The sequence below is a fragment of the Cupriavidus necator N-1 genome, assembly GCF_000219215.1.
GTDB lineage: Bacteria > Pseudomonadota > Gammaproteobacteria > Burkholderiales > Burkholderiaceae > Cupriavidus > Cupriavidus necator.
In genome coordinates this window covers 1393148-1419628 of record NC_015727.1, presented here as the reverse complement: position 1 = coordinate 1419628, position 26481 = coordinate 1393148, and the positions used below count along the sequence as shown (strand labels likewise).

Sequence of the window (26481 nt, the reverse complement as noted above, 5' to 3'; positions counted from 1 at the left end):
GAGCCCGTTGCTCACTTCAGGCGGAATAAGGCTTTCATGCAATATATGTCAATTGAATAATATTTAAAAGAGATATTCGGATAATGGCGATTTTTTCGCCTTTATGGGGACTCGCATGACGTGGAACAAGAATATGAGGTCAGCATGGTCAGCATTTTCGGGGCAGCAGCGTCTTTGCGAACGGGACGGAATCGCATCGGCGACTGAAGCATCGCCGCGCAGCGGGCGGCAGAGCCGGCACTGGCTGGCCACCCTTGAGGCCCGCGTGCGCGAACGTGAGCGCCAGCGCATCGCCTGCGGTTTGCACGATGAAGTCGGCCAGGCGCTCGCGCTGGCACAGCTGCGGCTGCGCGAGCTGGAAGGCCTGGCGTGTGCGCCCACGGCAAAAGCTCTGATCGACGAAACGCGCTCGCTGGTCGACGATGCGGTTGGTACGATTCGCGCGGTCACCTTAGACCTCGGCCTCGGCTTGCTGGTGCAGGGGCGCCTGGACGATGCCCTGCGCGGTCTCGCAGACCGCTTTCAGGCAAGGCGGCAGGATGCGCTGCTGACGCGTCTGGAACTGCACGGCCCGCCCGTGTCGCTTGACCGGACCACTATGGCTGTGGTGCTGCGCGTAGCGAACGAATTGCTTGCCAATGTGCGCCGGCACAGCGGCGCCAAACAGGTCTGGGTGCGCTGTGCCTGCGGTCGCGGCCATGTCTATGTCACCGTGAGCGACGACGGCCGCGGCTTCGATCCCCGGCTCTGCTCGTCGTCCGGTAACGCTGCGGGCGGCTTCGGTCTGTCCAGTTGCGCGGCCCAGCTGGCCGCGTTGGGGGGAAGGCTGGAGGTGAATTCTGCCCTCGGCAGCGGCACACAAGTCCGCATTGTGCTACCGCTGCCGCAAGGCCGGCGCAGGCCCGCCACGCGCCTGGGCCTCTCCTACGGCGACACTGGCGGCAGCGCGCGCGCGTCCCGTCCGCGAGGTTGAATATGCCTCGCATCCGTGTATTGCTAGCGGACGACCACAGGTTGTTTCGCGAAGGACTGGCGGCCTTGCTGTGCAAGGAGAGCGACATGGAAGTCGTCGGGCAAGCCGCCGACGGCATAGAAGCGATGCGCCTGACCGACCGCTTGCGCCCGGACGTGGTCGCGCTTGACGTCGGGATGCCGGCGCTCAACGGCATTGATGCGATCGGCCGCATCCTGCCGTTGTCACCGTCGGTGCGCGTGCTATGCGTATCGGCGCACAGCGAGCAGCGCATAATCGCCGCCGCGCTGGATGCGGGCGCTCTGGGTTATCTGCTCAAGGACTGCGCGTTCGACGAATTGGGCAAAGCCATTCGCACCGTGGCTAGCGGACGTTCCTACCTGAGCGCCGAGGTGGCCACCGCCATGTTGGCCAGCTTGCGCTCGGCACGCAGTCATGGCACGCCGGCCCCGGGCGCCACGCTCAGTGCGCGCGAGCGCCAGATCCTCCAGCTGCTGGTAGAAGGCCACTCAACCAGAGAGATCGCGGAGCAGCTGCACATTAGCACCAAAACTGTCGGCACGCATCGCGAGCACATCATGAGGAAGCTCCAAGTAAAGGGCATTGCACAGCTGACCCGCTATGCGATTCACGAAGGTCTGTTCTGAACGGCGGCAACACTTGCCATATGCGGCTCCTGCCGATGCGCAAATCAGTTTCTTTGAAGGGGCAAATCAGTCTTCCGCACAGTTCGCCGGCGCCCGCGATCGCCGACCATGGAATCCAGACGGGCGGTGCAAGCGACATGGCGGCACGGCGCGTCTGTGGACGATGCTGGCACTGCCGCCGTTGTCGTCCATTTCCGCCAAACCAACTGGAGCAGAGAAATGGCAAATGTCGATACCTTGGATCTCTGGAAGAAGTGGATGGGCGCTGTGCAGGCCCAAGCGTTCCCGAATGGGCTCACCGACCAGCAGCAATTCAGCGCTGGCTCGACCACGCTGAATGTCGACCTCGGCAATGGCGACCCCGGCATCACCAACTACTACGTGTATGGCATCGGCGATGTCATTCCCGCCGCCAGTCCCGCCTACTCCTCCGCCGGCGGACTGCTTGCCGCCTATGCGACCTTCCTCGACTGGGTGGACCTCGGGGCAATGGTCAATCCCAACCTGGAAAGCCAGGTGAACCAGGCGACGGCCGCGCTCAACACCGCACAGACCAATTTCAACAATGTCCAGGTGGCGGCCTACAACGCCTATGGCGCCTACAAGAACGTCAATCCTAACCCTCCGCCGTTCCAGGCCTGGGTACAGCAGAACTACCCGAGCTATCTGAATGCCAACAATGCGCTGATCGGCGCATCCGGCGCCTACGACGAGATCATGATCAAGGCCTACGGCCCCGGCTATAGCGTCGTGCAGCAGGCGCGTGCCAAGGTCGGCATCAACGGCGCGCAGAACATGGCCACGCAGAACCCCTACAACATGCCTGTCAAGATGGGCAGTGTGGCGCCGGCCGGCAGCCAGCCGGTGGTGATCGGTGGCACCAATCCGGTCCCGGCCAACAACTTGTTCTCGGCCTTCGCACCGTCCTATTCACTGCAGGCATTTAGCGCCAAGTATGCTGAGTGGCAGCAGGCCAGTGTGGCAGGCAAGAACAACGCGGGCGCCTCGATCTCGATCAGCTCGAGTTCCGGCAGCTATGACTTCGACGAGTCCGGCTGGAGCACGTCAGTGGATGCCAGCTTGTTCGGCGACTTCTTCTCCTTCTTCGGCGGCGGTTCGGCAAGCGGGCAGAAAACTAGCATCAACACGAGCAGCTCCGATTTTAGCCTGGCGGTGGACTTTACCGGCTTTGGCACCTTTCCGATCGGCCCCGGACTGTGGTGGGACAACGGCGGGCTGGTTGCCACCTATCACAACCGGCTCAAGCCCGGCGCGCCGGACTTCTTCGGCGACAACGGTGCGCTGGCCCGGGTGCCGACGCAAATCATCGCCGGCTTTCAGCCGACCGTGAAGCTAAAAATGACGGCAAGCGACTACAGCAACGTCAAGAACAGCTGGCAAGCGCAAGCCACGGCCTCGATCGGCATCGGGCCGTTCCGCATCGGCTCGGCCACGGTATCGACCAGCGGCACCAAGCAGGACATCAAGTGGGATGACGCTTCAGCCACCGTTACGATCGGGCCGGTCAGCAGCACCCTTCCCATCCTGCTCGGCGTGGTGAGCCAGAAGCTGGGCGGCTGATGCGCGCATGGCGCCCCGCAGATGAGTTCGGGGCGCCACGTCCGACACCTTTGTGCATCCGCCTCGGCTGCAGTTGACAACCGTCCGCCCGCTGGAGATCTCATGCTGTCCGATCACGCGCTATGGCGCCTCTACGCCGACGCCATCGCAAACCATGCCGGCGTCGCCGCGCCGGATCTGTTCTCTCCTGCCGCTGTTACTTCTTTCAGCGGGCTGGGTGATGCGCAGCCCGCGGTCGTCAACTGGAGCATCTTCCAGCTCGGCAATGGCATCCCCGCCAGCGCGGGTGCTTACGCTTCTCGCAGCGGCCTATTCACGGCTTACTGGCTATGCCTGAGCTTTCTGGTGGAGGCCGCCGCATCCATGACGCGGCGCGGACCTTTGCGGCCGGCAGCACTTGGCGACCTCTTGAGCACGGATCTGGCGCGGTACCGGCGACTGCTGCAGGCGCGGCACCTGCCGCTGCACGGCATTGCCGGCCGCGCTGTCGCCGACGCGGCCCCGCAGGATGGCCAGCGCGCAGGACTGCTGGGCGCCCATGATGCCCTGATCGCTACGCTGGACGGCCGGGCGCCGGCGCTGAGCGTGGCGATGAATCGCTGCCTTATCGCGTCCCTGCCGGAGGCCAGCGAACTGAACATGGCCGCCAGCCTGTATGCAGGCAGTACCGAGTTCTGCTGTCCGCGGTACTCGCTGGGCGGCTGGGCCACCGGCCTTGGCGCTTGGCGCAGCTCGCCGGCAGATTTGCCGCCGGCGTTGTCGCTGACCTTGCCTTCGCCTACCACGCTCGCCAGCCCGCGGGGTCTGCCGGCCACATTGGGGGCATCTGCCGCACCGGCCGCAGCGCCGACACCGGATCCCTTCGTCGGGGCCGGCTGGCCCGCCTTTCTCGGACTGCACATGCCCAATGCCAGTGCGGCGGTTGCGGAACGGCCAGCGCTGCAGCGCACTGCGGCCGACGGGTTGCTCGAAGGTCTGACCCTGACCCTGGCCGGATTCGGCGTCTTCCCTATACAGCCCGGCAATTGGTTCGACGCCGAGCTGCTCGAAGGCGGGCACGCAACGCTGCCGGCTGGCGCGCCGGATTTTTTCGGTATGGATGGTGCGCTCGGCCTGCTTCCGGCGCGCGCGGTTATCGGCTTTCGACCGCGCCTATCGCTGCGGGCAGCCAATAGCCGCCTGGCGCAGGAGCTGGCCGCGTCGGTGGCAAGCATCGGCCCTTTCAGCATACGGCGCGCGCCCGCCATGGCCGCCGCGCTTGCTTGCAGCGGATGCACGGGAACGGAGGTGCGGTTCGATGCCAGCGATTCGAATACTCCGGTCTTGCTTGGTGTCATTAGCAAGCCGGTTCGCAGCGTCGACGGCGCGTCAGCACCGCCGACGCACAAACCGCAGTAGCACGTCAGGAGAACTGCAATGATGGACGATTGGAAAGTGAGCGGCTATGTCGACCCCGACAACGGCGGCACCTGGGTCTACTATGAAAATCCCGCCTTCCCCGGCATCCACATGAGCCGCAGCGTCGACAATCCCGCCCGCGACCATATGGCGACGAATGACCGCACGGCCTACTACTACGGCAACAGGAAGCCGCCTACGTTCAACAACAACCAATTGCCCGAGCAGATCCGCACTCAACTGGTTGCGGCATGGCGCGACTACTACACCGTCTGAACGTCATCGCCCGAACTTTACCGTTTCAGTTGAAACGTCTGCGTCGATCTACGCTAAAGGAGTGAGCCATGCCAAAGTACTGCCAGGAAAAATTTACTGAAACCACCAACGGCACCGAGGTGAAGGTCTGCTGGCGCCAGGACAAGCATGTCCATGACGCCACTCTGATCACCGCCATCGAGCTATGGCTGCAAGCCGAACGTGGCGGCCAATGGCGGGTCCGCGCCAACAGCTACCAATCCAATCAGTCCAGCTGTTCGGTGGACGCGATCAGCTACGGCTAGCGTGCCCATTCAAGGGTCGGGACCGGCGCGGTTCGCGGCGCAGGTCCCGACTGCCTGCCAACCGGGCCGCACTTGGGGACAACCTGTGAACAGCCTCGTGCTATCAGGAGTACGGAATGCCCGCAAAGCCAATACCGGTGCGGGCTAGCGGCTCCGTTAACTTATCCACCTTAAAAAACTAACTAGTACTACTGTGTTAAGAATTAAGGCATTATTCGCTTGTCTTCAAGTGAATTACGAGGAAAGCGATGGGAGCCTCTACGGAACGGTTCGCGGATTACGTGTCTTTGATGGCGCAGTCGCTTGGGCATGCTGATCGCGTGGAGCCGTTTCGTGGCTACTGCACAGGGTTGATGTTGCCGGTCAAGCGTAAGAGCGTTGAGCCCATGGCGGCGCATTTGTCGCCAAACCGGGTACGCTCGGAGCACCAACGCCTGCATCATTTTGTAGCCGATGCGCCGTGGTCGGACGAAGCGGTGCTCGATGCGGTGCGCAGTTACACGCTTGAGCGAATCAGCCGGCGTGCGGGTTGCCGGAGGCGCTGATTATTGACGATACCGGCTTTCCGCGAAGATTCACGCTTGCCAGCGCCGCTCTTAGCCGGTCCGCCGATTCGCAGTAGAAATGGCACAAGATGAAGAAGGGGGACGCGCACTGCCAAACCGGTCGTTTGGTATAGAGCGCGAGAGGTACAGCGCCCACAGCCCCATGAACTAGCCGAACACTGCCGTGCTATCCCCAGGGGATAGCTGGCACACCCGGCCTTCCATGCCCGCTCTGTCGACGCGCTTCACGGCGCTGGAACAGGCGGGCTTCCAACGGCTGGAACAAGCAGGCTACCTAAAAGGCCTTTTACAACCTTTTAAAGGTAAGGGGAATATGGAGTCCCGGGTCACCGGTGCTACTAGGGCGATTTGGAGCCACTCACCTGGCTTCTGGGTGTACCGGCCGGCCTGACGCCGGCTGGCGTATAGTGGCCTGCCACTGCGGCGCACGGCAGGCGCAGCCAGCACCGCCAACCCGCAACGTCAGGACGCCCCTACCTTGACCACACATCTTCGCCCGCTTTGAAGCGGACTGCCTGCCACGCATCGCCGATACCATCGGCAAGCTGCACTGGCGCGTTTAATGCCATGTCCTGCCCGCCGATGCGCCCGGACTGCCCGCGCGGCTGCGCCTGACGGGCGACGGGCCGCCGGAGTTGCGGCGGCATCCGTTTGCGCTGGATATCCGTCTGTAGTTTGAAGGGTCAAGATCCACGCTCGCCAGCGCCGTTCTCAGTCGGCCCGCCGAACCGCAGTCGAAATGGCACATGATGAAGACGGGAGACGCGCGCTGCGCACCTTGATGGCACGAACTCGCACGCCCAGGCGTGGGTTCGACAGGGCGAGGCAGACGGCCTCCAGAAGGGCGACCTGTACACCGCACGCCTGACGCTCTACATCGGCGATGCGCGTACGCATCAAAGCAGTGCGTTATTCACCCAGGCGGAGCTCGGCGTGACGCAGTGTCCCGAGGTATGCCATGTGTACCCCCGTCAGTTTTGACGGTTGCTCCAAGGTCGAATGAGGCGATCTAATCCGGACACAGCAGAGTGCTCGGAGGAAAGTGTGCGTATTATCTCGGGGGAATCGACCCACCTGCAGCCGGCCATGATGTCGCGCCTTGCGCGCTATCGGCACGAAGTCTTCGTGCAGCGCCTGGGCTGGAAGCTGCCTTGTCCCGATGGGATCGAACTCGATCAGTTCGATCGTGAAGATACCGTGTATGTGGTGGCACTGGACAAGCATAGTGGTGCGATCCGTGGCATGGCGCGCCTGTTGCCCACTACCGGCCCATACCTGCTTCGCGACATCTTTCCGGCGCTACTGCACGGCTCGCCGGCTCCGGCGTCTCCCAACATCTGGGAGATCTCGCGCTTCGCGGTGGTGGAACTCAAAGCGCCGGCGTTGCCGGGCAATGTGCAGTTCTCTTCCCGTTCGGCCACGGCCCTGCTGCGCGCGACCATTATGTGCGCAGCGGAACTCGGTGCAAGCGAACTTGTGTCAGTCTCTCCCGTCGGCATCGAGCGGCTTCTTCAGCGCGCCGGATTGCGCTTCAAGACAGCATCGCCGGTCGCCATCGACGGGCGACAACTCTTTGCGTGTCGCATCGATACCGGGCAATACCAGAGCGCGATGGGCGACGCAGATCAGCGGTCCCTGTGCCCGGCCGACGCCGACTCATCGGACAGTCAGGAGGACCCGCTGAACTCCCATCACATCGGAGAGATGACGCGATGAGCGAAATACTGCTGCTCGCGCTCGTCAAGCTGTTGGTGAACGGTGCGGCGAAGGGACCCACCGCGCCTGAAATGCCAGCGCGAAATCCCTCGCATCTGGAGTGTCAGCAGCCCAACCGGGAACGCACCCAATGTCACGTTGCACCCAACGCCACGCCGTTTATCTCCGGAGACTGGCATGCCGGGGGACGGAAGTCGACCAATTAGCGGCGGCCCGGGAACTACCGCTGCGCCCCCCTTGAGTCGAGGCGAGCGCAGGCATGTTATGTCGGGCCGCGCATCGTGCCCGCTCATTTGCTGTCGCCGAAGGATTGGATCGCTGTGCCATGCGCCGGATCCCGCCCGGCGTTACTGCGCGGCGGTGCACCTCTCAATCGCCAATCATTTCGAGGAGATCTCGCTGTGAACAACATCGTGCTGCTGGCGCTTGCGACGCTGGCCGTGGACTGCGGGTTCATTTATGTCATCGAACAGCAATCCGAGCCCGCCAAATCACCGCGGCAGGAGGTTACGCTACGGCCGTGCTCCGAGATGCCAGCCAGTGATGCCAGGGGGCTTTGCTATCCCGTGCATAAACCCAAACCCAAGGGGCAGTCCAAGACTGGCAAGGAAGAGAAGCGGTAGCACGCACCGCAGGCGTCGTCACTGTACCAGGCGGCATCGCTGTTGGCGCCTGGGTGCGAAGGACCGGTCGCCGGCTACCGGGTCAGGACGTTTGCATCATTGCGCAGCGGCGCCATGCCGATGCCAGCCGCTCCGGTGGCTTCTGAATGCGCTGTCAGCAGTTCAGGCGGCACCCCACCCACTGGCACCGCATGCGCATGGCCGATACGCGGGCGCCAATGCAAGCGGCGTTGGACATGTCTCGACTTCCGGGCGCCACAGCGATAAGCAAGTAGAAGACCCAGATCCTGCGGCTCGCCGACGCTCGCGTGTGGGTGAGAGACTCGCGGTCGGCGGCGGCTGAAATGCCATCGCGGGGCTCCTTGTCAGCCTCGACTGTATATCGGTGACTCAGGCGCGGCGGATCAAGCCGTTCGCGTCAGGTCATCCTATCGTGTCGACCTCCTGCGGGAAGGTGAAGATGCAGCGATCTCCGGTCGGTCGGGCGATGACATAGACAATGCGCTTCTCGTCGTCGAACATGGCATGCGGCTCGTACTCCGACGGTCGTATGCAATACACATTGCGACGGCCGTAGGCAGCGCCGCTTACCAGCGCCTTGACCGCGGGGTGAAAGTCATCGCCTACCTTTTTGGGCGGCGCCCGAAAATTCACGATACCGTTGAACGTCCGAGGCTCCCAGACGAGCTTGTTCCCACGTCATATTGATGGATCGCAACGGCTGGATTGCCCTCGATGGCTATTAAGGAAGAAAACACCCGGGCACATTACGCGGTCTCAACGCAGTAGGAAACCTCTCAGTTTGGATAGCTCCACATTACGCCGAAATGCGCATGAATGGCCGGCCAAATTCGGATAGCGTCGCGAGCAACGGTATCCGAGATCCAAAGATAATTTATTTAAATATATGAACTGGCCATCATAACTATTTGACTTATATGCATACGCATATGAATAAAATTCAAATTGTATTGATAAAATTAATCGCCCATAATGAACAGTTGTTTTCTGTGACGGCCCGATGTACGCCGTGATGTGGTGTGGGGAATGCAGTGTTGAAAGGGATACGAGAGACGTTGGGTGTGGCATGAGGTGGGTGATCGCGCAAAGCGGGGTGAGGCCATGAAGCACTGGCTACTTGATTTGCTGACTTCCATCGATGGTGTGCATAGCGAGCAGGCGATCTTCGAAGCCATACTGCGCGTGGCGGTGAAGCTCGAGTTCGAGTATTGCGCGTACGGGCTGCGCACACCCTGGCCAGTGTCGAGACCCGAGACACTGATGCGGAATAACTATCCCGCCATCTGGCAGGAGCGTTACGCGCGCAACCGCTATCTGGAGATCGATCCCACGATCGCGCGCGGCGAGCAATCCGACACCCCCTTCGTATGGACGCCGAGAATGTTTGCGCGGGTGCCCGCCTTCTGGGAAGAAGCGCAGGGCGCTGGCCTGCGTGTGGGGTGGGCCCAATCCTGCTTTAGCGGCGCCTCGCAGGGCGGCATGTTCACCGTGGCGCGGTCGGCGACGCCGTTAGCGGACGAGGAGCGTGCGTACAAGGAAGCGGAGTTGCGCGGGCTGACGGCCATTGCCCATCTGCGCCTATCGGAAGTGATGCTGCCCGACCACTTCGCCCAGCGGGCCGGGGCTCTGACGAGCCGGGAGATCGAGGTGCTCAAGTGGACGGCCGATGGGAAGACCACGCTCGAGATTGCCGATCTGCTCTCATTGTCGGAATGCACCGTGCGCTTCCACATCCGCAACATTATCACCAAGCTCAACGTGCCCAACAAGACCGCGGCGGCTGTCTATGCGGCCATGAGCGGCATGCTCAGCTGACTCGTAGCACGACAGGGTGCGATTCCTGATCTGAAAGACCTGTCAATTCTGCTGGTCGTCGCGCACCACCGGTGCAGCATCCCATGCAATCTGATGTAGCGCCCAACTCGCCCGATGCTGACACGCGACGCCGGTGCGGTGAGAAATATCGTCCCGGAACTTACCAGCATACCTCTCAGTTCTGAAGGTTGTCGAAGGGCCGGGCGAGGCTTCCAATTCAGGCATCCCCCGCCCGTTAGCCTAGTTGGCCCATCAGAAGCATCATGAAGCTGAAGGTTTGTGTTGGCATCATCGCTGCATGGATTGCGCTGTGCGTCGCCATCGGCGGCTTGTTCGCCCTCGTTGCGAAGTTGCTTGAGCAGTCTTGAGCCCTCGACAGGCGCGGATCCCCTTGCGCGAGAGGCTATCGCACACGCGGGCGGCGGTTGCGCCTGGCGCTCGGGATCCTGGCGGCGTGGTTTGCGCCCCCCTCGCGCTGGAAGGCTGTCCGATGGATGCGTCATCGACGGGCGCGGCGGCCCTTCACGTTTCCGGCCACGGTGGGGAAGCCGGTTGCTCACCAGCGAATTCACCTACATACCTGTCAGTTTGGATGGTTGCCGAAGAGTACGATGAGGCGATCTAATCGCGGCATGTCACAGCAATGAAAGGCCCGCGTATCTCGAAGGGACGGCAGCCGGCGATGACGGCTGAGGTTGCATGGAGTCGGCGCCCGGGCTTCCATCGTCCATCGAACCGCCTCTGCGGATGTAGTGTCCCCATGAAGATCATGTCGCTTCGCTATCGCTCCCGGGTCATCGGCGCCGCTGTTTGCGCCACGATACTGACCATCGCGCTGTGCCAGCTCGCCTGTACGAAGCCCTCTCCATATACCACGGCGCCAGTCGAACGCAAGGATCTCGAACTGGCGGTGTTGGCGGTGGGCTCGCTCCAGCCATCCCAGCAGGTCAAGGTGGGCGCCCAGGTGGATGGACAGATCAAGGCGTTGAAGGTCGAGCTTGGCGACAAGGTAATTAAGGGACAGCTGCTCGCGGAGATCGATTCGGTACCGGCACACAACGAACTGCGCCAGAAGATCGCCAATGAAAAGGAACTGGTCGCGCAAAGACAGGAGACTGTCGCGACGCTGGCAAAAGCCGAGCCGGCGTTGAATCGTCAGCGCAATTTGCTAGCTATCGACGCCTCCTCGCGGCAAGACTTCGAGGCGGCGAGAGCCCTGGTCGACGAGCAGCGGGCACGGCTCACCGCGCTTGATGCGAGGATCGAAGGCGCTCATGCCGAGGTGGAGATTGCGCGCGCGAACCTGGGCTACACGCAGATTGTCGCGCCAAGGAATGGCGAAGTGGTAGCCATCGTCACCCAGGAGGGGCAGACCGTCATTGCCAGCCAACAGGCGCCGGAGATTCTCAGACTGGCCGATATGGACTCGATGACCGTCAGAGCGCAAGTCTCCGAGGCGGATGTGGTCCGCCTGCGCCCGGGACAAACTGCCTACTTCACAATCCTGGGCGACCCGGACAAACGCTATTACGGAAAGATCCGGGCCATCGAGCCGGTGCCTCAGGGCTTCCTGGATCCGCCCGGCTCCACCCCGGGCACGAACAGTGGACAATCGTCCAAGCCAGGCGCCGCAGTCTTCTACAACGCGCTATTCGAGGTACCGAATGCCGACCGGCGCCTGCGCATCTCCATGACCGCGCAGGTGAGCGTGCTGATCGCGACCGTGCGTCAGGCACTTAGCATCCCGGTGGCCGCGCTGGGCGAACAGATCGCCGATGGTCGCCATCTGGTGCGCGTGATCGGTCGCGACGAGCGTGTCGTCGAGCGCGCGGTCTACGTTGGCCTGAACAACAATGTGAACGTGGAGGTGCGCAAGGGTCTGGCGCAGGGCGAACGCGTTGTGACGGGCATGGCCGAACCCACCACCACGACGAGCTGAAGGTGAATGCCCCCCTGCTACAGTTGACGAACGTGACGCGCCGGTTTCCTTCCTGGGACCGCGACGTGGTCGTGCTCAAGGACATCAACCTGTCGATCGATGCCGGCGAATTCGTGGCCATTGTGGGTACATCGGGCTCCGGCAAGTCGACGTTGATGAATATCCTGGGCTGCCTGGACCAACCGAGTTCGGGCAGCTACCGTATCAATGGGCGGGAAATCGGTGACCTCGGTCACGACGAGCTTGCCTATCTGCGGCGACAGCGCTTCGGCTTCATTTTCCAGCGCTACCAACTGCTGACGTACCTCGATGCATCGGCCAACGTCCAGATGCCCGCGGTCTACACCGGCGCCGGGCAACGCGCAAGGCAGGCGCGTGCCCTCGAACTCCTCGGGCAACTGGGGCTCGGAGAGCGTGCCAATCACAGGCCAGGCCAATTGTCGGGGGGGCAGCAACAGCGTGTCAGCATTGCACGGGCGTTGATGAATGGGGCAGACGTCATCCTTGCGGACGAGCCAACGGGTGCGCTCGACTCCTCGAGTGGCCAGCAAGTGATGGACACCCTTCGGGATCTGAATGCACGCGGCCGCACCGTGATCGTCATCACGCATGATCCCGGCGTCGCCGCGCATGCAAGCCGTGTCATCGAACTGCGTGACGGCGAGTTGGTCGCGGACTCGCGACAGTACGCCATCCCTCGGGATGGAATCTCTCCTGACAACGCGAGCGCGACGGCGTCACTCGGCCGGGCAGCCCGGCCCGCCGCGTGCGCTGAACCGTTGCTCGGGGATATCGATACGCCGCGTAGCTTTATCGAGGCGCTGCGCATGGCGTCACAATCGATGGTGGCTCGGCGGTTGAGGACGATACTCACAACGCTTGGCATCACGATCGGAATCGCATCCGTCGTAGCGATCGCATGGATCGGAGAAGCCGCCAAGCGGCAAGCGCTCGAGTCATTTGGCAGTATCGGGACGAATGTCATTCACGTCTATTCAGGTCGGGACTGGGGCGATCCCCGGGCGTCGGAGATCCAGACGCTTGTGCCGGCCGACGCGGCCGCCCTGGCAGAGCAGGCATTCGTCGACGATGCGACGCCTGAAACTCCGCAGGGCGCCACCGTACGTTACCGGGGCGTCGACGCCTTGGCGGATGTCATAGGGGTGAGTGCGAACTACGCCCGGATGTACGGGGCAAGGCTTGTCGAGGGGGCATGGTTCGGACAAGCCGCCGTGCAGCGCCGCGCGCAGGTCGTGGTCATCGACGAAGTGGCGCGCCGCAAGCTGTTCCCGGCTGCCGGGAGCGCGCTGGGAAAGATCATCCTGATCGACAACGTGCCATGCGTGGTGGTCGGCGTTGCCGTCGTGAACGCGGGCATGCTCCTGAACCCTCGGCAATTGAACGTGTGGTTACCCTATACCACCGCCAGTGACCGGCTCTTTGGCCGTCAGCACGTGGAACGGATCATCGTACGCGGTCACGAACGCATTCCTGCGAAGGTGGTCGAGGAGGGGGTCGAGAAGATCCTCACGCTGCGCCACCGTACGAAGGATTTTATGACAATCAACCTTGACGAAGTCGCCAAGAGGAGGCAGAAGGCCCAAGGCGTGCTGACGCGCATGTTGCTGACCGTCTCCGTGATCTCGCTGATTGTCGGCGGGATAGGCGTGATGAACATCATGCTCGTTTCCGTCGCGGAGCGCACCCAAGAAATCGGCATCAGGATGGCCGTCGGTGCAAGACAGCGGGACATCCTGATGCAGTTCCTCTGCGAGGCGGTGATGGTGTGCCTGCTGGGTGCCGCGCTCGGAATCGGACTTGCGCTGCTGGTGGGCCTGATCCTCCCGTGGCTCGGGCAGCAGACGAGGATGGCATTTACCCTCGGGCCTGTCGTGGTGGCAACGCTATGCTCGACGCTGGTTGGCATCGTGTTCGGCTATTTCCCTGCCCGGAACGCCGCCCGCCTGAACCCGGTCGACGCGCTTGCCCGCGAGTGAGACGACGCCATGCCGACATACACATCAAGGCGGCGACGCGGATCGTGCTGGGTGGGCGCCGCGTGCCTCGCCGCATCGTTGGCAGGCTGCTTGCCGGCCAGCCAATATCTCACTCCTGCCGTGGAAATCCCGACGCAATGGAACCAGTACGGAGACGGTGGCGACGCACAGACGCGCACCCGTGAGCTGGGGGCTGGCGCACCGTCCGAAACGGGGCCGTACGATTGGTGGCGAGCTTTCGGAGATGCCAATCTGGATCAATTAGTGGAGGACGTGCTGGTTGTCAACAGCCAGCTGGCGGCTGCGGCGATCCGTATTCATCAGGCCCGGTTGCAGGCCGGCATTGCGGCCAGCAATGCATATCCAAGAATCTCCTCCGGGCTAGGGCTCAACGCCGGTCGCGAAACCGGTTCGCTCCGGGTTCAGGGCGATTATTCCGTTTCGCTCAGCTACGAGCTGGATCTCTGGGGCAAGCTGGCGGCCGAGCGCGACGCCGCGCGCTGGGCCGCAAGGGCCGCAGAGGCAGAACGTGAAGCGATCAGAATGACCCTCATCGGGGACACGGCGAAGCACTACTGGCAGATCGGCTATCTGAATCATGAGCTCGTCCGCAACGAGGCGGATATTGCCAATGCACAGAGGACGCTCGCCATCGTGCGGGGCCGGCATGAGGCCGGCGCCGCGCATGGCCTGGACGTCGTACGCGCCGAGCAAGGTGTGGCGACGCTGGAAGCGCTGAGGCTGAACCTGCTGGCGCAGCGCACGCGTCATCGGAATGACCTCGCGATCCTGCTGGACCGCCCGCCACAGGGCTGGCTGCACGAACCTGGGCATCTGCCCGAAGGGCACTTGCCAGGCGTACCCGATTCCCTGCCTGCGGATCTGTTAAGCCGTCGCCCCGACCTGCGCAAGGCCGAATTCGAGTTGCGCCGGTTGCTGGCGAGAATCAACCAGGCCCGTGCGGAGCTGTATCCCACTTTTTCGCTCGCCGGTAAGGCTGGGCGCTCCAGCGCCAGCCTCGTGGGTCTGCTGTCGAACCCGATTGACGGGATTGGACTAGGCGTTGTGCTGCCGTTGCTCGACTGGGGGATGCGGCAGCGAGGGGTAGAGGTTTCGCGCGACGAATACGAAGCCAACGTCGCCGAGTTCAGGAAAACGTGGTACACGGCGCTCGCCGAGGTTGATTCCGCCTTGTCGGGGCGCTGGCAGCTCGAGCAGCAGAAGTCCCTGCATGCCCTATCGTTGGAGCGGGCCCAGCGCGCAGAAGGGCTGGCTCGCGCTCGCTTTGTGGCAGGGCTGTCCGACGTGCAACCCTGGCTTGACGAGCAAAAACAGGTGCGCCAACTGCAGGGCGCTTGCGCGAAGAATCGCCTGGACCGATTGAACAATATGGTCACGCTGTACAAGGCGCTAGGCGGTGGTGCGTAGGTTGGCACCTGGACGCAAGAGGCCGTCCACATCGAGTTCCGGAAAGGGCGCAGCAAGAATATCGTGAATGACTTCAGATGGTCGGGTCAGCATTGGCAGGACACTGACGAGATGCGTGCCGTTGAGCGGCATACCTCGCACGTCGTCTTAAAGGGCGTCGGTGGCGGTGTGGATCGGATGACGCATGTAATGATTGCTGCGAGCGCCGTAGTACGAGCTGGGGCGCTGGGCGTGCACGTGGAGCACGTTGGCATTGCCCATGCTCCTCAGGCATGGCTCGATCTGGGTAATGGTGGCCTCGAAGGAATTCACCGCGCGTTTGTCGTCACCGTTGATGGGCCAGTCACTGGTGCCTACAGTTGTGGTATTCACAATTTCGGACTGAAGGAAGTCAGGGTCCCGGCCTGCGCCCCCGATCGTACAAGCGTTGTCGGAATATTAACCCGGCATTTGCTTGTAAAAGGCGCACGCATCGCTGGCGGCCAGACCATATCAATCGGTGGGAAGTCCAACAGGTACCGCTTTTGCGATGTGCAAACCGTAACGGCACCCGACGGATCCATGTTCCAACATCAAGTCGGCACATGGCAGCTGGTCCGGGCCGATGGGAAGCAGTAGCGTCGCACATGACGCGTTAGGGGCACCCGGCGCCAGCGAGATGGGCACCTATGTGTTCCAGTATGCGGACGTCTCGTGCGCGTCGCTGGCGAACGAAATTGAGAAGGGCAATGTGCTGGCGGCACTGGGCCCCAGCGCCATCGTCTATCACGCGGTCGTCAACAAGATGGCAAAGGATGTGGTCACCAACATCCCGCTGGTGTCGAAGGCGGATAAGGACAACATCAAAAAGGTCATCGACAAGGCTACTGGCGTGCCCTCGGTCAAGATCGACAAGAAGAACGTCGAAGTGCAGGCCGGCGGCGTGAAGGTCAGCGTCAAGAAGCCGAAAGTCACCATCAAGAAGCCCAAGATCACGCTGTGAGGGTCTAGCCGCCTTGGCCGCGCCAAAGGTGTTGATCCGCTGCGAGACGATGCATGATCGTCTGCAGAAGGAACAAAGTTCAGCTGTGGTGGCTGGCAGGCGGCCGGATGCTCGTTGCCTGTAGTCTAATGGGCCGGCGGCGGGCAGTCCAAATCTTCCAAAGCATGGGCGGGAAGCCGGCGAGGAGTGCCAATCCTTAATTTCATGATGATGAAATTATGAAGTTAGAGAACGGTGCAATGGATGGGGAGATCACCGCCTACGCGTTTGCCTCATTGCGACCCGTTGCGGCCATATAAACGCCGGCGCTCCAGTGACCGCAATCCTCTTCATATGCGACGCTCGGAAAAACTGATAACGAGCACCTAACTCGCACGCCCCTGTTTGCAAGCTAACGGAACGAGACTTTCCGGCATGCAGTGGAACTGCCCAGGAGCCCCAAGCACTAATTCTCCTTGCCAGCCGTTGGCGCAAGAACTCGATAAAGCGCAGAGTTTTCGCAGGTAGCAAGCGGGCTTCGGTCAGCGCATAGACCGGGGCCGAACTTGTCTGCCACTCGGGCAGAATTCTTCGCAGGCGACCCGCCGCCAAATCTTCCGCAGCCATCTCGACCGGCAGAAGTGCCACACCCAGGTCCAGCGTCGCCAACCTCCGGAACATGCCGACGCTGTTGACCTGGAACCTCCCGCCGACCTCAACCTCAACGGTTTCCTCACCTAGCTGGAGCATCCACTTTCCTGCTTTGGGGAAGCCGAGGCACTCGTGCCGTGTCAGGTCGGTGGGATGGGCCGGCTCGTCGGAAAGTTCGAGATGTAGCGGTGAGGCCGGCGGCGCCTCGAAAACTACGTATCTGGACGACCTCGACAAACAAGGCCATGTCGGTCAGCAGTTCCACAGAGATTGCGCCATTTATGGATCAATGATTGCCAATCTACCGCCTTTATCTCCCTCGTGAATCAATCCAAGATACGTGCATCGCCACCGCGTGTTGGGGCGGACGGTGGGCAAGCCGGTCTAGCGGCCTCCACGCTTCCGCACCTCGTTACCTTCAAGGACTTCAACATGAACAAGCTTCTCACCCCCGTTCGCATTGGTCGCTACGTTGCGCCGAACCGCCTCGTCATGGCCCCGATGACCCGGTCCCGCGCGGGCAACGACGGTGTTCCCAGCGACATGACCGTTACCTATTACGCTCAGCGTGCCAGCGCAGGCCTCATCATCTCGGAAGGCGTATTTCCGTCCGCCATGGGTAAGGGCTACGTGCATACCCCCGGCATCGAGACCGAGGCCCAGGTTGCCGCATGGAAGAAGGTGACTGAGGCCGTGCACGCACGTGGCGGTCGCATATTCATGCAGTTGATGCATTGCGGCCGTGTCTCGCATCCTTCTTTGCTGGATGGCGCGACGCCCGTGGCCCCTTCTGCCATCAAGCCCGAGGGGCAGGCATGGACGCCCGGTGGCCAAGTCGACTTCGTCACGCCCCGCGCACTGGGCCTCGGCGAGATCGCCGGCATCATCGATGAGTATCGCCAGGCCACCCGCCGGGCGATCGACGCCGGATTCGACGGTGTGGAACTGCACGGCGCGTCCGGCTACCTGCCCGAACAATTCCTATCGACGGGCAGCAACCAGCGCCAGGATCAATACGGTGGTTCCGTTGAAGGCCGCGCCCGCTTCATGCTCGACGTGCTGGCTGCCATGGTCGCCGAGGCGGGGGCGGACCGCGTGGGCATCAAGATCTCTCCAGAGATGAACTACAACAGCATCACGGATGCCGCGCCGCAAGAAACCTACACGTATCTCGTCGACAAGCTTCGCGGAATGGGCCTGGCCTATCTGCATGTCGCCCTGTTCGGAACGAAAGTCGACTATCACGCGTTGCTGCGCCCGCTTTTCGACGGCGCATACCTGATCGGAAGCGGCTTGACGCAGGACAGCGCCGAAGCCGTACTCGACGGAGGCAAGGCCGACGCCACCGTATTCGGCAGTGCGTTCCTTGCCAACCCCGACCTGCCGGAACGCTTCCGTCAAGGTGCCGCCCTCAACGCGCCGGACCGCGACACGTTTTTTGCCCCGCCCACCGCCAAGGGATACATCGACTATCCGGCGCTGGCTGCTGAAGCCGTCTAAGGAGTCAACCATGACCACCACCGCCCGCATGCAACGCGCTAACCGGGGAAGCCATTTCCGGGCATACCGCCTGCATGGCGCAGATCCGGCGTTACTTGATCCCTTCATGGGAATCGACCATGCCTGGATGAGCGCTCCAACGTTTCCGCCGCATCCACACGCCGGCTTTTCCGCGGTCACCTATCTGTTCCTCGATTCGGAGACAGGCATTGCCAATCGCGATTCGTTGGGCAACAGCGTGCTGATCGAGCCCGGCGGCCTGCATTGGACCGCCGCCGGGCGTGGTGTGATCCATGAGGAGAACCCTGCCGTGTTGGGAAGCACGACCCACCTTCTGCAGATCTTCGTCAATCTCCCTCGGGAACGTCAGGAAGCCGCGCCGTTTGCGCTGACCCTGGCACCGCAGGACGTGCCGGTGGTGCAGCGGCCCGGCGTGCGCATCCGGGTTCCCCTTGGCAGCTTCGGCGACGCGCGCTCCCCGCTGGTACCGCCGACCGACGTCACCTTGCTCGATATCTCGCTAGACGCAGGCGCAGCGCTGGACCTGCCTTTGCCGGCGGGACACCAAGCCTTCGTCATGCCGATATTCGGCAGTGCGGAACTCGATGGAGAGACCTTCGGCCTGGATAACCTCGGTGTTCCGATCCGTCCTGCCACGACCGATGCGACGACATTCAAGCTCATCGGAGAGCCCGGCGGAGCCAAGGTCGCGGTGTTCATTGGTCGCCCTTTGCATCAGCCCGTTCTTTCGAATGGCCCCATGGCTTTCGCGAGCCAGGAGAGTCTGTCCGCAGCAACCGCCGCTTATCACCGCGGCGATCTGGGAAGCCTGTAAGAGCTGCCCACACACCGGGGGCCTATGCCCCATTCATCACCAAGGAGATTCATCATGAAGGTTGAACGATTCACCGCAGAAAATAGCGCATTGCTGCTTATTGACCATCAGGTTGGCACGATGCAGCTGATCAAGAACATCGACCAGCAACTTGCAGCCAAGCAGTCGATCGCGCTGGCCAAGATGGCCAAGATCCTGAATCTGCCGGTTGTGATCACGTCGAGCCAGGAGGACCGGGCGCAAGGCCCGATTCTTCCAGAGATCGCCCAGATCCTGCCTCAGGCACACGCGGCCCGGATCAAGCGTCCCGGCGTGGTGAATGCATGGGCCTATCCCGACTTCCGCAATGCGGTGCTCGCCACCGGGCGCAAGAACCTGATCATGGCGGGCGTGACCACCGACGTCTGCCTTATCTTCCCTGCAATTGATGCTGCAGTCGAGGGCTTTGCTGTTCAGGCCGTGATGGACGCCTCGGGATCGCCGAGCGATCTCTCCGAAGAATTTTCGCGTCAACGGATGCACGACGCCGGCGTGGTGCTCACCGCGACCAACACGCTCATGGCGGAGATCGCGCAGGATTGGTCAACGCCTGCCGGCCAACAGTTGATCGGCTTGTTGTTCAGCGATGTGTTCCCGGCCCTCGGCGCCAGCATCTCCTGAGGCCGAAGCCAGAAGCTGTCGACCGAAGTGAGTCTCGTTCGGTCGATAGAACGGGCCTTGTTGGCCATGCGGTACTGGTTTGATCTGCCAAAGAATCATCCTTCTTCACATGCTCCCTGCGACTGAACATACTCGGCCGCAAGCGAAATTTCATGAGTGATCCCTCCCGATGAACGCCCCCCACTCGCAAATCGTTATCGTCGGCGGCTCACTTGCCGGCCTCACGCTTGCATTGGCGTGCGCATCAAGAGGTGTGCCGGTTCATGTTGTCGAGCGCTCGGCCCGCCGCGTACAAGGTGGCGACAGTCTGAGTGTGGATCTTCCGGCGCTGGCAGCGACCGTCGGTCATAATCCGCGGTTGCATCCCATATTGCCCGTCGTACCCGCCTATCGTGATCGTCATCTGACCACCTGGCCGGCGCTGTATTCGTGGCTGCATGACCGCGCTGCCGAAACGCCGGGCATTCTCATTGAGGAAGGAAAATCCGTCACATCGGTCGCAAACGTGGGTGATCGCGCGCAACTTCTCTTTTCGGATGGAACGGAAATGGTTGCCGACGCGGTGATTGGCGCTGACGGGTACCGCAGCACTGTTCGCCAGGCTATCGCGCCAGACGCGCCCCTTGCACGTCATGCGGGTTACGTTGTGTGGCGGGGTCTGATTGATGAGCGGGTGCTCGGGCGACCCATCCCGTTGCCCGCGACGGGCGGATTGTGGATTGAATTTGTTGAGGGATATCGGTTGGTCGCCGCCGTGCTTCCGGGGCGCGATGGCTCTCTCGAAGTCGGTCACCGCCAGGTCACTTTTGCATGGTTCGATGTGCACCGGGAAGCGTTGCTCCGCCGCACCAATCGGCTGACCGCAGATGGGTACCTAGTGGGGACACTGGGACCCGGAACAATTGACACCGAGGTCCGCGAGGAGTTGCTTGCACTGGTTCCGAGGCTTTGGCCCGCGACATGGGCAGAAGCGGTGGATGTCGGAATCCGCTCGACAGATGTACTGAGTGGCGCCCCTATCGCTGAATATGAACCGTCGCGGCTATCGGCCGGCCGGTTGGCGATCGTGGGTGACGCCGCCCATGTCGTCTCACCCATGACTGGACGTGGCTTTGCGACTGGCGTAGAGGACGCAGCCGTGCTCTCGCGATTACTCGCTGACCAGCACGTCGGCGAATCGGTCTCTGCGCCCCTCGCGCGTTACGAAGCAGCAAGACTTCCTTTCGTCCGTGCGCTGGTGAATCATTCAAGGCGAATCAGCGCGGACTATCTTCGCTACGCAAGAGGACCATGATCGGCACCGCCGCACGCATGCGATCTCAACCATCCATCGCCAACATGGCTCCTCGATCGCCGGGGGAGCCTGAATGGGTGCATCGTTCGCCCTCAGGATCTTCGATGAAGCCTCGGAAAGAAGCCTCGTCCTCCCATTGCGCGTAATTGATTACATGGCGCCGATCGTGGCGCAGTAGCGCAACCTTCTCGTGCAGGCGAGCAGTCTTGAGTTCCGATGCGCAAAGTGCTCTGATTGCTACGGGCCGCGCCCCGTCCCGGCAATTGCTCAGTCGGCGTCGGTAGCGAAAACCTCTGTGACCACGGAGCGCAGCCATTTCGATTTGGGATCCTTGGCAAAACGCCGATGCCAGTACACCTTCAGGTCGTAATGCGGAATTTCAACTGGAGGCGTTACGATGCGCACCCTCTTGGAGTCGGCGAACACATTGGCGACCGTACGCGGCAGCACCACCACCAGATCGGATTCGGCGATGATGGTGGGGATGCTCATATAGTGCGCAGTATGCAAGACGATATTGCGCTGGATTCCCTGTTTGGTGAGAACCTCTTCAAACATCTCCTGGCTACGACTTCCATCCTTGACGAAAGCATGTTCTGCAGCCTGAAATTGCGCCAGGTTCATGCGCGGTCCTTTGATCCTGTGCCCGGTGCGCACCATACATACAAGGTCATGCGAAAACAGGCGCCGCTGGAAGAATTCGGCCTTGCGTAGATCCGGGAAATAGCCCAGCGCCAGATCGACCTCGCCGGCTCGCAAGGCGTCCTCCAACTGGGCGGGGGCAAGGCTGACCCCACGAATGCGCGCAGACGGCGCCGTAGCGCGGATGTGTTGCACCAGCTTTGGCAGAAACACGATCTCTCCGATCGCGCTCAGGCAAAAGACGAATTCATCGCTGCACACCCGCGGATCAAATTCCGGCGCCCGCAGGATATCGTGATCGATTGCGTCCAGGACTTCCCTGGCCTTGCCCGCCAGGCTTTGCGCGCGGGGCGTAGGTGACATGCCATCGACCTGCCGGATAAACAGGGCATCTCCCAATGACTCGCGCAACCGGGCGAGGGCGGCGCTGGCCGCCGGCTGGCTCATGTTCAGGCGCTTGGCCGCCGCCGTCACGCTGCCGGTGTCGTAGATCGCCAGCAAGACCCGCAGCAAATTCAGATCGAGTCGCATGGATATCTGAAAAGCAAATAATCTGAATTATAACAATTTGCTTTGTTTATGCGTTCGGCGCCGCTACATTTTTCGAAAACCAGCCGGCGGGATGCTCAGCATCGATGCCTGCGGGGCAGGAGACGAACGTAGCCAGGCCGGTTCACGCTGTGACCGGGGAAGCGCGTGCCTGAGGACTCCTGCCTCGTGATCTGCCGGCGGCGATCAACAGGAGACCCGATGATTCACCTTTCCGATATCCGTTATGTGCGTCTTGGGACGCGCGACCTGCAGGGTTGCGAGCAGTACGCTACGCAGGTGCTGGGCCTGGAGGTCGCGCATCGCGAGAGAGGCGCTCTGTACTTCCGCTCGGACAGCCGAGACCACACGCTGTGCTATTTCGAGGGCGGCCCCAAAGACCATACTTCCGCCTTCGAGGTAGCGTCTCCCGCCGAACTTGCCGCGGCCGCCGACTTGCTCGATCGCAACGATGTGCGTGTCGTCACGGGCTCCAAAGAGCAGTGCGAGTTGCGACGGGTTGGTGCCTTCATCAACTTTCGTGATCCGTCTGGCAACAGCATTGATCTCGTGGTCGCGCCCGACCACAGCGGTCGTCGATATTTTCCATCGCGCGATGCCGGCATCACCGGCTTCAGCCACATCGGCTTGCGCTCGACCAGTCCGGCGCGCGACGAAATATTCTGGACGGGGCTCTGCAATGCAAAGGTAAGTGACTGGATCGGCGAGGCGCCATTGCTGCGAATCGACGAGATCCACCACAAGATCGCGCTGTTCCCTTCCACTTACGCCGGCGTCCAGCATATCAACCACCAGGTGGAGAGCGTCGATGACCTGATGCGGTCTTACTACCTCTTGCGCGAACGGGGGGTCCGCATCCTGTTCGGTCCGGGACGGCATCCCACCTCGGGCGCGGTGTTCCTCTACTTCGAAGGTCCGGACGACATGATCTACGAGTACTCGACAGGCGTCAGGACCATCTCGGTGGAAGACGAGAAGACCTACCGCCCTCGGCATTTTCCCACCGGGACTTCGTCATCCTTCTGCATGTGGGGTGCCAAGCCGGACATTGCCGAGTTTCGTTCATGAGCACGGCCTCCACGCTCATTGACGCGCAACAACGCCTCCTGCGTGTGGCAGCGCGGGCGATCGGTCGGGCTCATCTTGCCCATGCCTATGGACATTGCAGTGTGCGCCTGAGCCCGGGCGAGTTTCTGGTGTGTGCGGCCAAACCGATGGGACTGATCGGGGGAAGCGACACCGGCACGGTAGTGAACGTCGACGGGGCGCTGCCAGAAGGCGTGCTGGGCGAAGTCCGCATTCACCAGGAGATCTACCGGCAGCATCCGCACGTTGGCGGCGTCGTGCGCAGCATGCCACCGGCCGTGATGGCGTTGTCGGCAGCACGCCTGACACCGCGCTGCCTGCACGGCATTGGCACGTACTTCTCCGCCGGAGTGCCGCTGTGGGACGACCCGCAACTGGTCCGCACGCCTGAGCAGGCGGCAGGTGTGGTCGAAACCCTGGGTGCGGCCAGCGCGGTGGTGATGCGGGGCAACGGCGCCGTGGTTGCCGGCGCTTCACTGGAGGAGGCGGTGGTGCTGACGTGGTACCTGGAAGATGCGGCACGCATGGATCTCGCGTTACGCGGTGCGGGACTGAGCGACCGTGCCGCAGTCATCCCGCAGGCGGAGGTCGAACTGCGGGCGACCCGCGCTGGCCGGATCTTCGAACGGATGTGGGAATACCTGACAGCCGGCGATCCGGAGGGCACGGCGATCGGATCAGCCTAGCGCTCCAGGCGAACAGGCGCTGCTGCTCGGGTCCGACGCGCCCTGGACGGCGCGGCTCCCATCCCTTTCAAAATCAGTCACCGAGGCAATTGCATGAAACAATTCCGCAACTTCATTAACGGCGAATGGGTCGGCACCGGACGGACCTTCGAGAACCGCAATCCGGTCGACAACAGCCTGATCGGGCACGTCCACGAGGCCGGCCAGGCAGAGGTCGACGCCGCCGTCGCGGCCGCGCGCCGCGCGTTGCAGGGCGAGTGGGGGCGCATGACGGTGGCCCGGCGCGTCGAGCTGCTGCACGCCGTGGCCGACGGCATCAACCGCCGCTTCGACGAATTCCTGCAGGCCGAGATTGCCGACACCGGCAAGCCGCTGTCGCTCGCCAGCCACGTCGACATTCCACGCGGCGCGGCCAACTTCAAGGTGTTCGCCGACCTGATCAGGAACGTACCGGCGGAGAGTTTCGCGATGGCTACGCCCGACGGCGGCGAGGCCATCAACTACGCGGTGCGCTCGCCGCGCGGCGTGATCGGTGTGGTATGCCCCTGGAACCTGCCGCTGCTGCTGATGACCTGGAAGGTCGGCCCCGCGCTGGCCTGCGGCAATACGGTCGTGGTCAAGCCGTCCGAGGAAACACCGGCTACCGCCACCTTGCTCGGCGAAGTGATGAACGAGGCTGGCGTGCCGCCCGGCGTGTACAACGTGGTCCACGGTTTTGGCCCGGATTCCGCCGGTGCATTCCTGACCGCGCACCCGGATGTGAACGGCATCACCTTCACCGGCGAAACCCGTACCGGCGAGGCCATCATGAAGGCCGCCGCCAACGGCGTGCGTCCGGTCTCGCTGGAGCTGGGAGGCAAGAACGCCGGCATCGTGTTCGCCGACGCGGATTTCGACAAGGCCGTCGCCGGCATTGCGCGCTCGGCCTTCGAGAACAGCGGCCAGGTGTGCCTGGGCACTGAGCGCGTCTACGTGCAGCGGCCGATCTTCGAGCGCTTCGTCGCGGCGCTCAAGGCAAAGGCCGAAGGCTTGCGGCTGGGCTCCCCGGACGGCGACGGCGTGAACATGGGCCCGCTGGTTTCGCTGGAGCACCAGGCCAAGGTGCTGTCGTACTACAGGAAGGCGGCTGAAGAGGGCGCCACCGTCGTCACCGGCGGGGGCGTGCCCGAGATGCCCGAAGCGCTGGCCGAAGGCGCCTGGGTGCAGCCCACCATCTGGACAGGCCTGCCCGAGGATTCGGCCGTGATCCGCGAGGAGATCTTTGGCCCTTGCTGCCATATCGCGCCGTTCGATACCGAGGAAGAAGCCATCCGGCTCGCCAACGACACGCCCTATGGCCTGGCCGCGACGGTGTGGACGTCCGATCTCGGTACGGCACACCGCATGGGCAGCGCGCTGGAGGTGGGCATCTGCTGGATCAACGCATGGTTCCTGCGCGACCTGCGCACCGCCTTCGGCGGCGCTAAGCAATCCGGCATCGGCCGCGAGGGCGGAGTGCATTCGCTGGAGTTCTATACCGAGCTGCGCAATGTGTGCGTGAAACTGTGAGCCAGGCCATGAAACCAGAACAAATCCTCGATATCGCTGCTGGCCTTCACCACGCGCTGTCCGCGCGCCAGGCCATCGCACCGCTGACCGAAAGCTATCCGGATCTGTCCCTCGACGACGCCTACGGCATCCAGCTCGCCATGGTGCAGCATCGGCTGGATGCCGGCGAGCGTGTCATCGGCAAGAAGATCGGCGTGACCAGCCGGGTGGTGATGGACATGCTCGATGTGCGCCAGCCGGACTTCGGGCACCTGCTGTCCGGCATGGTCTACGGCGATGGCGCCGCCATTGCTGCCGACACGCTGATCGCGCCCAAGGCCGAGGGCGAGATTGCCTTTGTGCTCAAGGAAGACCTGGAAGGCCCGGGCGTGACCAATGCCGATGTGCTGCGCGCCACCGCCTACGTGCTGCCGTGCTTCGAGATTGTCGACTCGCGCATCCGCGACTGGAAGATTCGCATCCAGGACACGGTGGCGGATAACGCATCGTCCGGCGTGTTTGTGCTGGGCGACGCCGCCGTGGACCCGCGCGGGCTGGATCTCGGCACGGTCGGGATGACTCTGGAGAAGAACGGCGAGATCGTCGCCACCGGCGCCGGTGCCGCCGCGCTCGGCCATCCGGCCAACGCCGTGGCGTGGCTGGCCAATACGCTGGGCCGTCTCGGCATGGGGCTGAAGAAGGGCGAGGTGATCCTGTCCGGCTCGCTGGCCGCGATGGTGCCGATCAAGGCCGGCGACCAGCTTCGCATCAGCCTGGGCGGCATCGGCTCGGCCGGCGTGCGCTTCATCTGAACGGATTCCACATC

24 protein-coding genes and 3 pseudogenes are annotated in these 26481 nt (G+C 62.6%); 24 read left to right on the top strand and 3 right to left on the bottom strand.

Features of this window, described 5'->3' with window-relative positions; genetic code table 11:
- The first annotated feature begins 115 nt into the window (after positions 1-115).
- The 15 genes and pseudogenes from CNE_RS36385 to CNE_RS36325 all read left to right on the top strand — a co-directional run bounded on the left by CNE_RS36385 (position 116) and on the right by CNE_RS36325 (position 15264).
- Positions 116-973: a sensor histidine kinase gene (locus tag CNE_RS36385; protein WP_013959778.1), complete on the top strand. Its 858-nt coding sequence runs from the start codon at positions 116-118 to the stop codon at positions 971-973.
- Positions 974-975: 2 nt separating this feature from the next.
- Positions 976-1620 (top strand): response regulator, encoded by a 645-nt coding sequence (locus CNE_RS36380; protein ID WP_013959777.1) that lies wholly within the window; start codon positions 976-978, stop codon positions 1618-1620.
- Between the two features lie 219 nt (positions 1621-1839).
- The gene (locus tag CNE_RS36375) at positions 1840-3201 is read left to right on the top strand and encodes a hypothetical protein (protein ID WP_013959776.1); all 1362 of its coding nucleotides are present in this window, start codon (positions 1840-1842) and stop codon (positions 3199-3201) included.
- 102 nt (positions 3202-3303) lie between these two features.
- Positions 3304-4599, top strand: coding sequence for a hypothetical protein (locus CNE_RS36370; protein WP_013959775.1), 1296 nt, complete (start codon positions 3304-3306; stop codon positions 4597-4599).
- A gap of 18 nt (positions 4600-4617) precedes the next feature.
- Positions 4618-4875 (top strand): hypothetical protein, encoded by a 258-nt coding sequence (locus CNE_RS36365; RefSeq protein ID WP_013959774.1) that lies wholly within the window; start codon positions 4618-4620, stop codon positions 4873-4875.
- 68 nt (positions 4876-4943) lie between these two features.
- On the top strand, positions 4944-5159 hold the full coding sequence (locus tag CNE_RS36360) for a hypothetical protein (protein WP_013959773.1): 216 nt from the start codon (positions 4944-4946) through the stop codon (positions 5157-5159).
- A 290-nt stretch (positions 5160-5449) separates the two neighbouring features.
- Positions 5450-5636, top strand: a pseudogene (locus CNE_RS43270) (transposase); the annotation flags it as partial.
- Positions 5637-5927: 291 nt separating this feature from the next.
- Positions 5928-6047 (top strand): annotated as a pseudogene (locus tag CNE_RS40385) (DUF3158 family protein); the annotation flags it as partial.
- 764 nt (positions 6048-6811) lie between these two features.
- On the top strand, positions 6812-7441 hold the full coding sequence (locus CNE_RS36350) for an acyl-homoserine-lactone synthase (protein WP_148271788.1): 630 nt from the start codon (positions 6812-6814) through the stop codon (positions 7439-7441).
- Complete coding sequence (locus CNE_RS41415; protein WP_148271787.1) at positions 7438-7647, top strand: hypothetical protein; 210 nt, start codon at positions 7438-7440, stop codon at positions 7645-7647. The genes CNE_RS36350 and CNE_RS41415 overlap by 4 nt, the downstream gene beginning before the upstream one ends.
- Before the next feature lie 195 nt (positions 7648-7842).
- Positions 7843-8064, top strand: coding sequence for a hypothetical protein (locus tag CNE_RS36345; protein ID WP_013959769.1), 222 nt, complete (start codon positions 7843-7845; stop codon positions 8062-8064).
- Between the two features lie 1122 nt (positions 8065-9186).
- Positions 9187-9900 (top strand): autoinducer binding domain-containing protein, encoded by a 714-nt coding sequence (locus CNE_RS36340; protein ID WP_013959766.1) that lies wholly within the window; start codon positions 9187-9189, stop codon positions 9898-9900.
- Between the two features lie 760 nt (positions 9901-10660).
- Positions 10661-11839, top strand: a complete 1179-nt coding sequence (locus tag CNE_RS36335; protein ID WP_049800744.1) for an efflux RND transporter periplasmic adaptor subunit — start codon at positions 10661-10663, stop codon at positions 11837-11839.
- A gap of 2 nt (positions 11840-11841) precedes the next feature.
- Entirely contained in the window at positions 11842-13836 is a 1995-nt protein-coding gene (locus CNE_RS36330) for a MacB family efflux pump subunit (RefSeq protein ID WP_041229119.1), read from the top strand.
- Between the two features lie 90 nt (positions 13837-13926).
- Positions 13927-15264 carry an efflux transporter outer membrane subunit gene (locus tag CNE_RS36325; protein WP_238553176.1) on the top strand — a complete coding sequence of 446 codons (1338 nt, stop codon included), beginning with the start codon at positions 13927-13929 and terminating at the stop codon, positions 15262-15264.
- A gap of 147 nt (positions 15265-15411) precedes the next feature.
- On the opposite strand, the gene CNE_RS41645 is transcribed toward CNE_RS36325, so the two are convergent.
- Positions 15412-15636 (bottom strand): hypothetical protein, encoded by a 225-nt coding sequence (locus CNE_RS41645; RefSeq protein WP_013959761.1) that lies wholly within the window; start codon positions 15634-15636, stop codon positions 15412-15414.
- 232 nt (positions 15637-15868) lie between these two features.
- Between CNE_RS41645 and CNE_RS36315 the strand changes: the two genes are divergently transcribed.
- A complete protein-coding gene (locus CNE_RS36315; RefSeq protein WP_013959760.1) occupies positions 15869-16246 on the top strand; it encodes a hypothetical protein in 378 nt (125 codons plus the stop codon).
- Positions 16247-16699: 453 nt separating this feature from the next.
- On the opposite strand, the pseudogene CNE_RS42595 reads toward CNE_RS36315, so the two are convergent.
- Positions 16700-17071, bottom strand: a pseudogene (locus CNE_RS42595) (LysR substrate-binding domain-containing protein); the annotation flags it as partial.
- A 237-nt stretch (positions 17072-17308) separates the two neighbouring features.
- Between CNE_RS42595 and CNE_RS36305 the strand changes: the two are divergent.
- The 4 genes from CNE_RS36305 to CNE_RS40365 all read left to right on the top strand — a co-directional run bounded on the left by CNE_RS36305 (position 17309) and on the right by CNE_RS40365 (position 21165).
- On the top strand, positions 17309-18376 hold the full coding sequence (locus CNE_RS36305) for an alkene reductase (protein WP_013959758.1): 1068 nt from the start codon (positions 17309-17311) through the stop codon (positions 18374-18376).
- A gap of 10 nt (positions 18377-18386) precedes the next feature.
- Entirely contained in the window at positions 18387-19211 is an 825-nt protein-coding gene (locus CNE_RS36300; RefSeq protein WP_013959757.1) for a pirin family protein, read from the top strand.
- Between the two features lie 54 nt (positions 19212-19265).
- Entirely contained in the window at positions 19266-19871 is a 606-nt protein-coding gene (locus CNE_RS36295) for an isochorismatase family protein (protein WP_035815657.1), read from the top strand.
- A gap of 169 nt (positions 19872-20040) precedes the next feature.
- A complete protein-coding gene (locus CNE_RS40365) occupies positions 20041-21165 on the top strand; it encodes an FAD-dependent monooxygenase (RefSeq protein ID WP_013959755.1) in 1125 nt (374 codons plus the stop codon).
- A 267-nt stretch (positions 21166-21432) separates the two neighbouring features.
- Here the strand turns inward: CNE_RS40365 and CNE_RS36285 are convergent, their stop codons facing one another.
- Positions 21433-22338 (bottom strand): LysR family transcriptional regulator, encoded by a 906-nt coding sequence (locus CNE_RS36285; protein WP_013959754.1) that lies wholly within the window; start codon positions 22336-22338, stop codon positions 21433-21435.
- Between the two features lie 219 nt (positions 22339-22557).
- Here CNE_RS36285 and CNE_RS36280 point away from each other — a divergent pair, with 219 nt between their 5' ends.
- From CNE_RS36280 to dmpE, 4 genes are all read left to right on the top strand, one after another.
- Positions 22558-23424, top strand: a complete 867-nt coding sequence (locus tag CNE_RS36280; protein WP_013959753.1) for a VOC family protein — start codon at positions 22558-22560, stop codon at positions 23422-23424.
- Entirely contained in the window at positions 23421-24128 is a 708-nt protein-coding gene (locus CNE_RS36275) for a class II aldolase/adducin family protein (protein WP_013959752.1), read from the top strand. Before CNE_RS36280 ends, CNE_RS36275 begins: the two co-directional genes overlap by 4 nt.
- Positions 24129-24221: 93 nt before the next feature.
- A complete protein-coding gene (locus tag CNE_RS36270) occupies positions 24222-25676 on the top strand; it encodes a 2-hydroxymuconic semialdehyde dehydrogenase (protein WP_013959751.1) in 1455 nt (484 codons plus the stop codon).
- Positions 25677-25684: 8 nt separating this feature from the next.
- Entirely contained in the window at positions 25685-26467 is a 783-nt protein-coding gene (gene dmpE, locus CNE_RS36265; RefSeq protein ID WP_013959750.1) for a 2-oxopent-4-enoate hydratase, read from the top strand.
- Positions 26468-26481: the final 14 nt, after the last annotated feature.

Coding starts and splice junctions, on each gene's coding strand:
- CNE_RS36385 (WP_013959778.1), top strand. CDS start 116: ATGACGTGGAACAAGAATATGAGGTCAGCATGGTCAGCATTTTCGGGG.
- CNE_RS36380 (WP_013959777.1), top strand. CDS start 976: ATGCCTCGCATCCGTGTATTGCTAGCGGACGACCACAGGTTGTTTCGC.
- CNE_RS36375 (WP_013959776.1), top strand. CDS start 1,840: ATGGCAAATGTCGATACCTTGGATCTCTGGAAGAAGTGGATGGGCGCT.
- CNE_RS36370 (WP_013959775.1), top strand. CDS start 3,304: ATGCTGTCCGATCACGCGCTATGGCGCCTCTACGCCGACGCCATCGCA.
- CNE_RS36365 (WP_013959774.1), top strand. CDS start 4,618: ATGATGGACGATTGGAAAGTGAGCGGCTATGTCGACCCCGACAACGGC.
- CNE_RS36360 (WP_013959773.1), top strand. CDS start 4,944: ATGCCAAAGTACTGCCAGGAAAAATTTACTGAAACCACCAACGGCACC.
- CNE_RS36350 (WP_148271788.1), top strand. CDS start 6,812: ATGATGTCGCGCCTTGCGCGCTATCGGCACGAAGTCTTCGTGCAGCGC.
- CNE_RS41415 (WP_148271787.1), top strand. CDS start 7,438: ATGAGCGAAATACTGCTGCTCGCGCTCGTCAAGCTGTTGGTGAACGGT.
- CNE_RS36340 (WP_013959766.1), top strand. CDS start 9,187: ATGAAGCACTGGCTACTTGATTTGCTGACTTCCATCGATGGTGTGCAT.
- CNE_RS36335 (WP_049800744.1), top strand. CDS start 10,661: ATGAAGATCATGTCGCTTCGCTATCGCTCCCGGGTCATCGGCGCCGCT.
- CNE_RS36315 (WP_013959760.1), top strand. CDS start 15,869: ATGGGAAGCAGTAGCGTCGCACATGACGCGTTAGGGGCACCCGGCGCC.
- CNE_RS36305 (WP_013959758.1), top strand. CDS start 17,309: ATGAACAAGCTTCTCACCCCCGTTCGCATTGGTCGCTACGTTGCGCCG.
- CNE_RS36300 (WP_013959757.1), top strand. CDS start 18,387: ATGACCACCACCGCCCGCATGCAACGCGCTAACCGGGGAAGCCATTTC.
- CNE_RS36295 (WP_035815657.1), top strand. CDS start 19,266: ATGAAGGTTGAACGATTCACCGCAGAAAATAGCGCATTGCTGCTTATT.
- CNE_RS40365 (WP_013959755.1), top strand. CDS start 20,041: ATGAACGCCCCCCACTCGCAAATCGTTATCGTCGGCGGCTCACTTGCC.
- CNE_RS36285 (WP_013959754.1), bottom strand. CDS start 22,338: ATGCGACTCGATCTGAATTTGCTGCGGGTCTTGCTGGCGATCTACGAC.
- CNE_RS36280 (WP_013959753.1), top strand. CDS start 22,558: ATGATTCACCTTTCCGATATCCGTTATGTGCGTCTTGGGACGCGCGAC.
- CNE_RS36275 (WP_013959752.1), top strand. CDS start 23,421: ATGAGCACGGCCTCCACGCTCATTGACGCGCAACAACGCCTCCTGCGT.
- CNE_RS36270 (WP_013959751.1), top strand. CDS start 24,222: ATGAAACAATTCCGCAACTTCATTAACGGCGAATGGGTCGGCACCGGA.
- dmpE (WP_013959750.1), top strand. CDS start 25,685: ATGAAACCAGAACAAATCCTCGATATCGCTGCTGGCCTTCACCACGCG.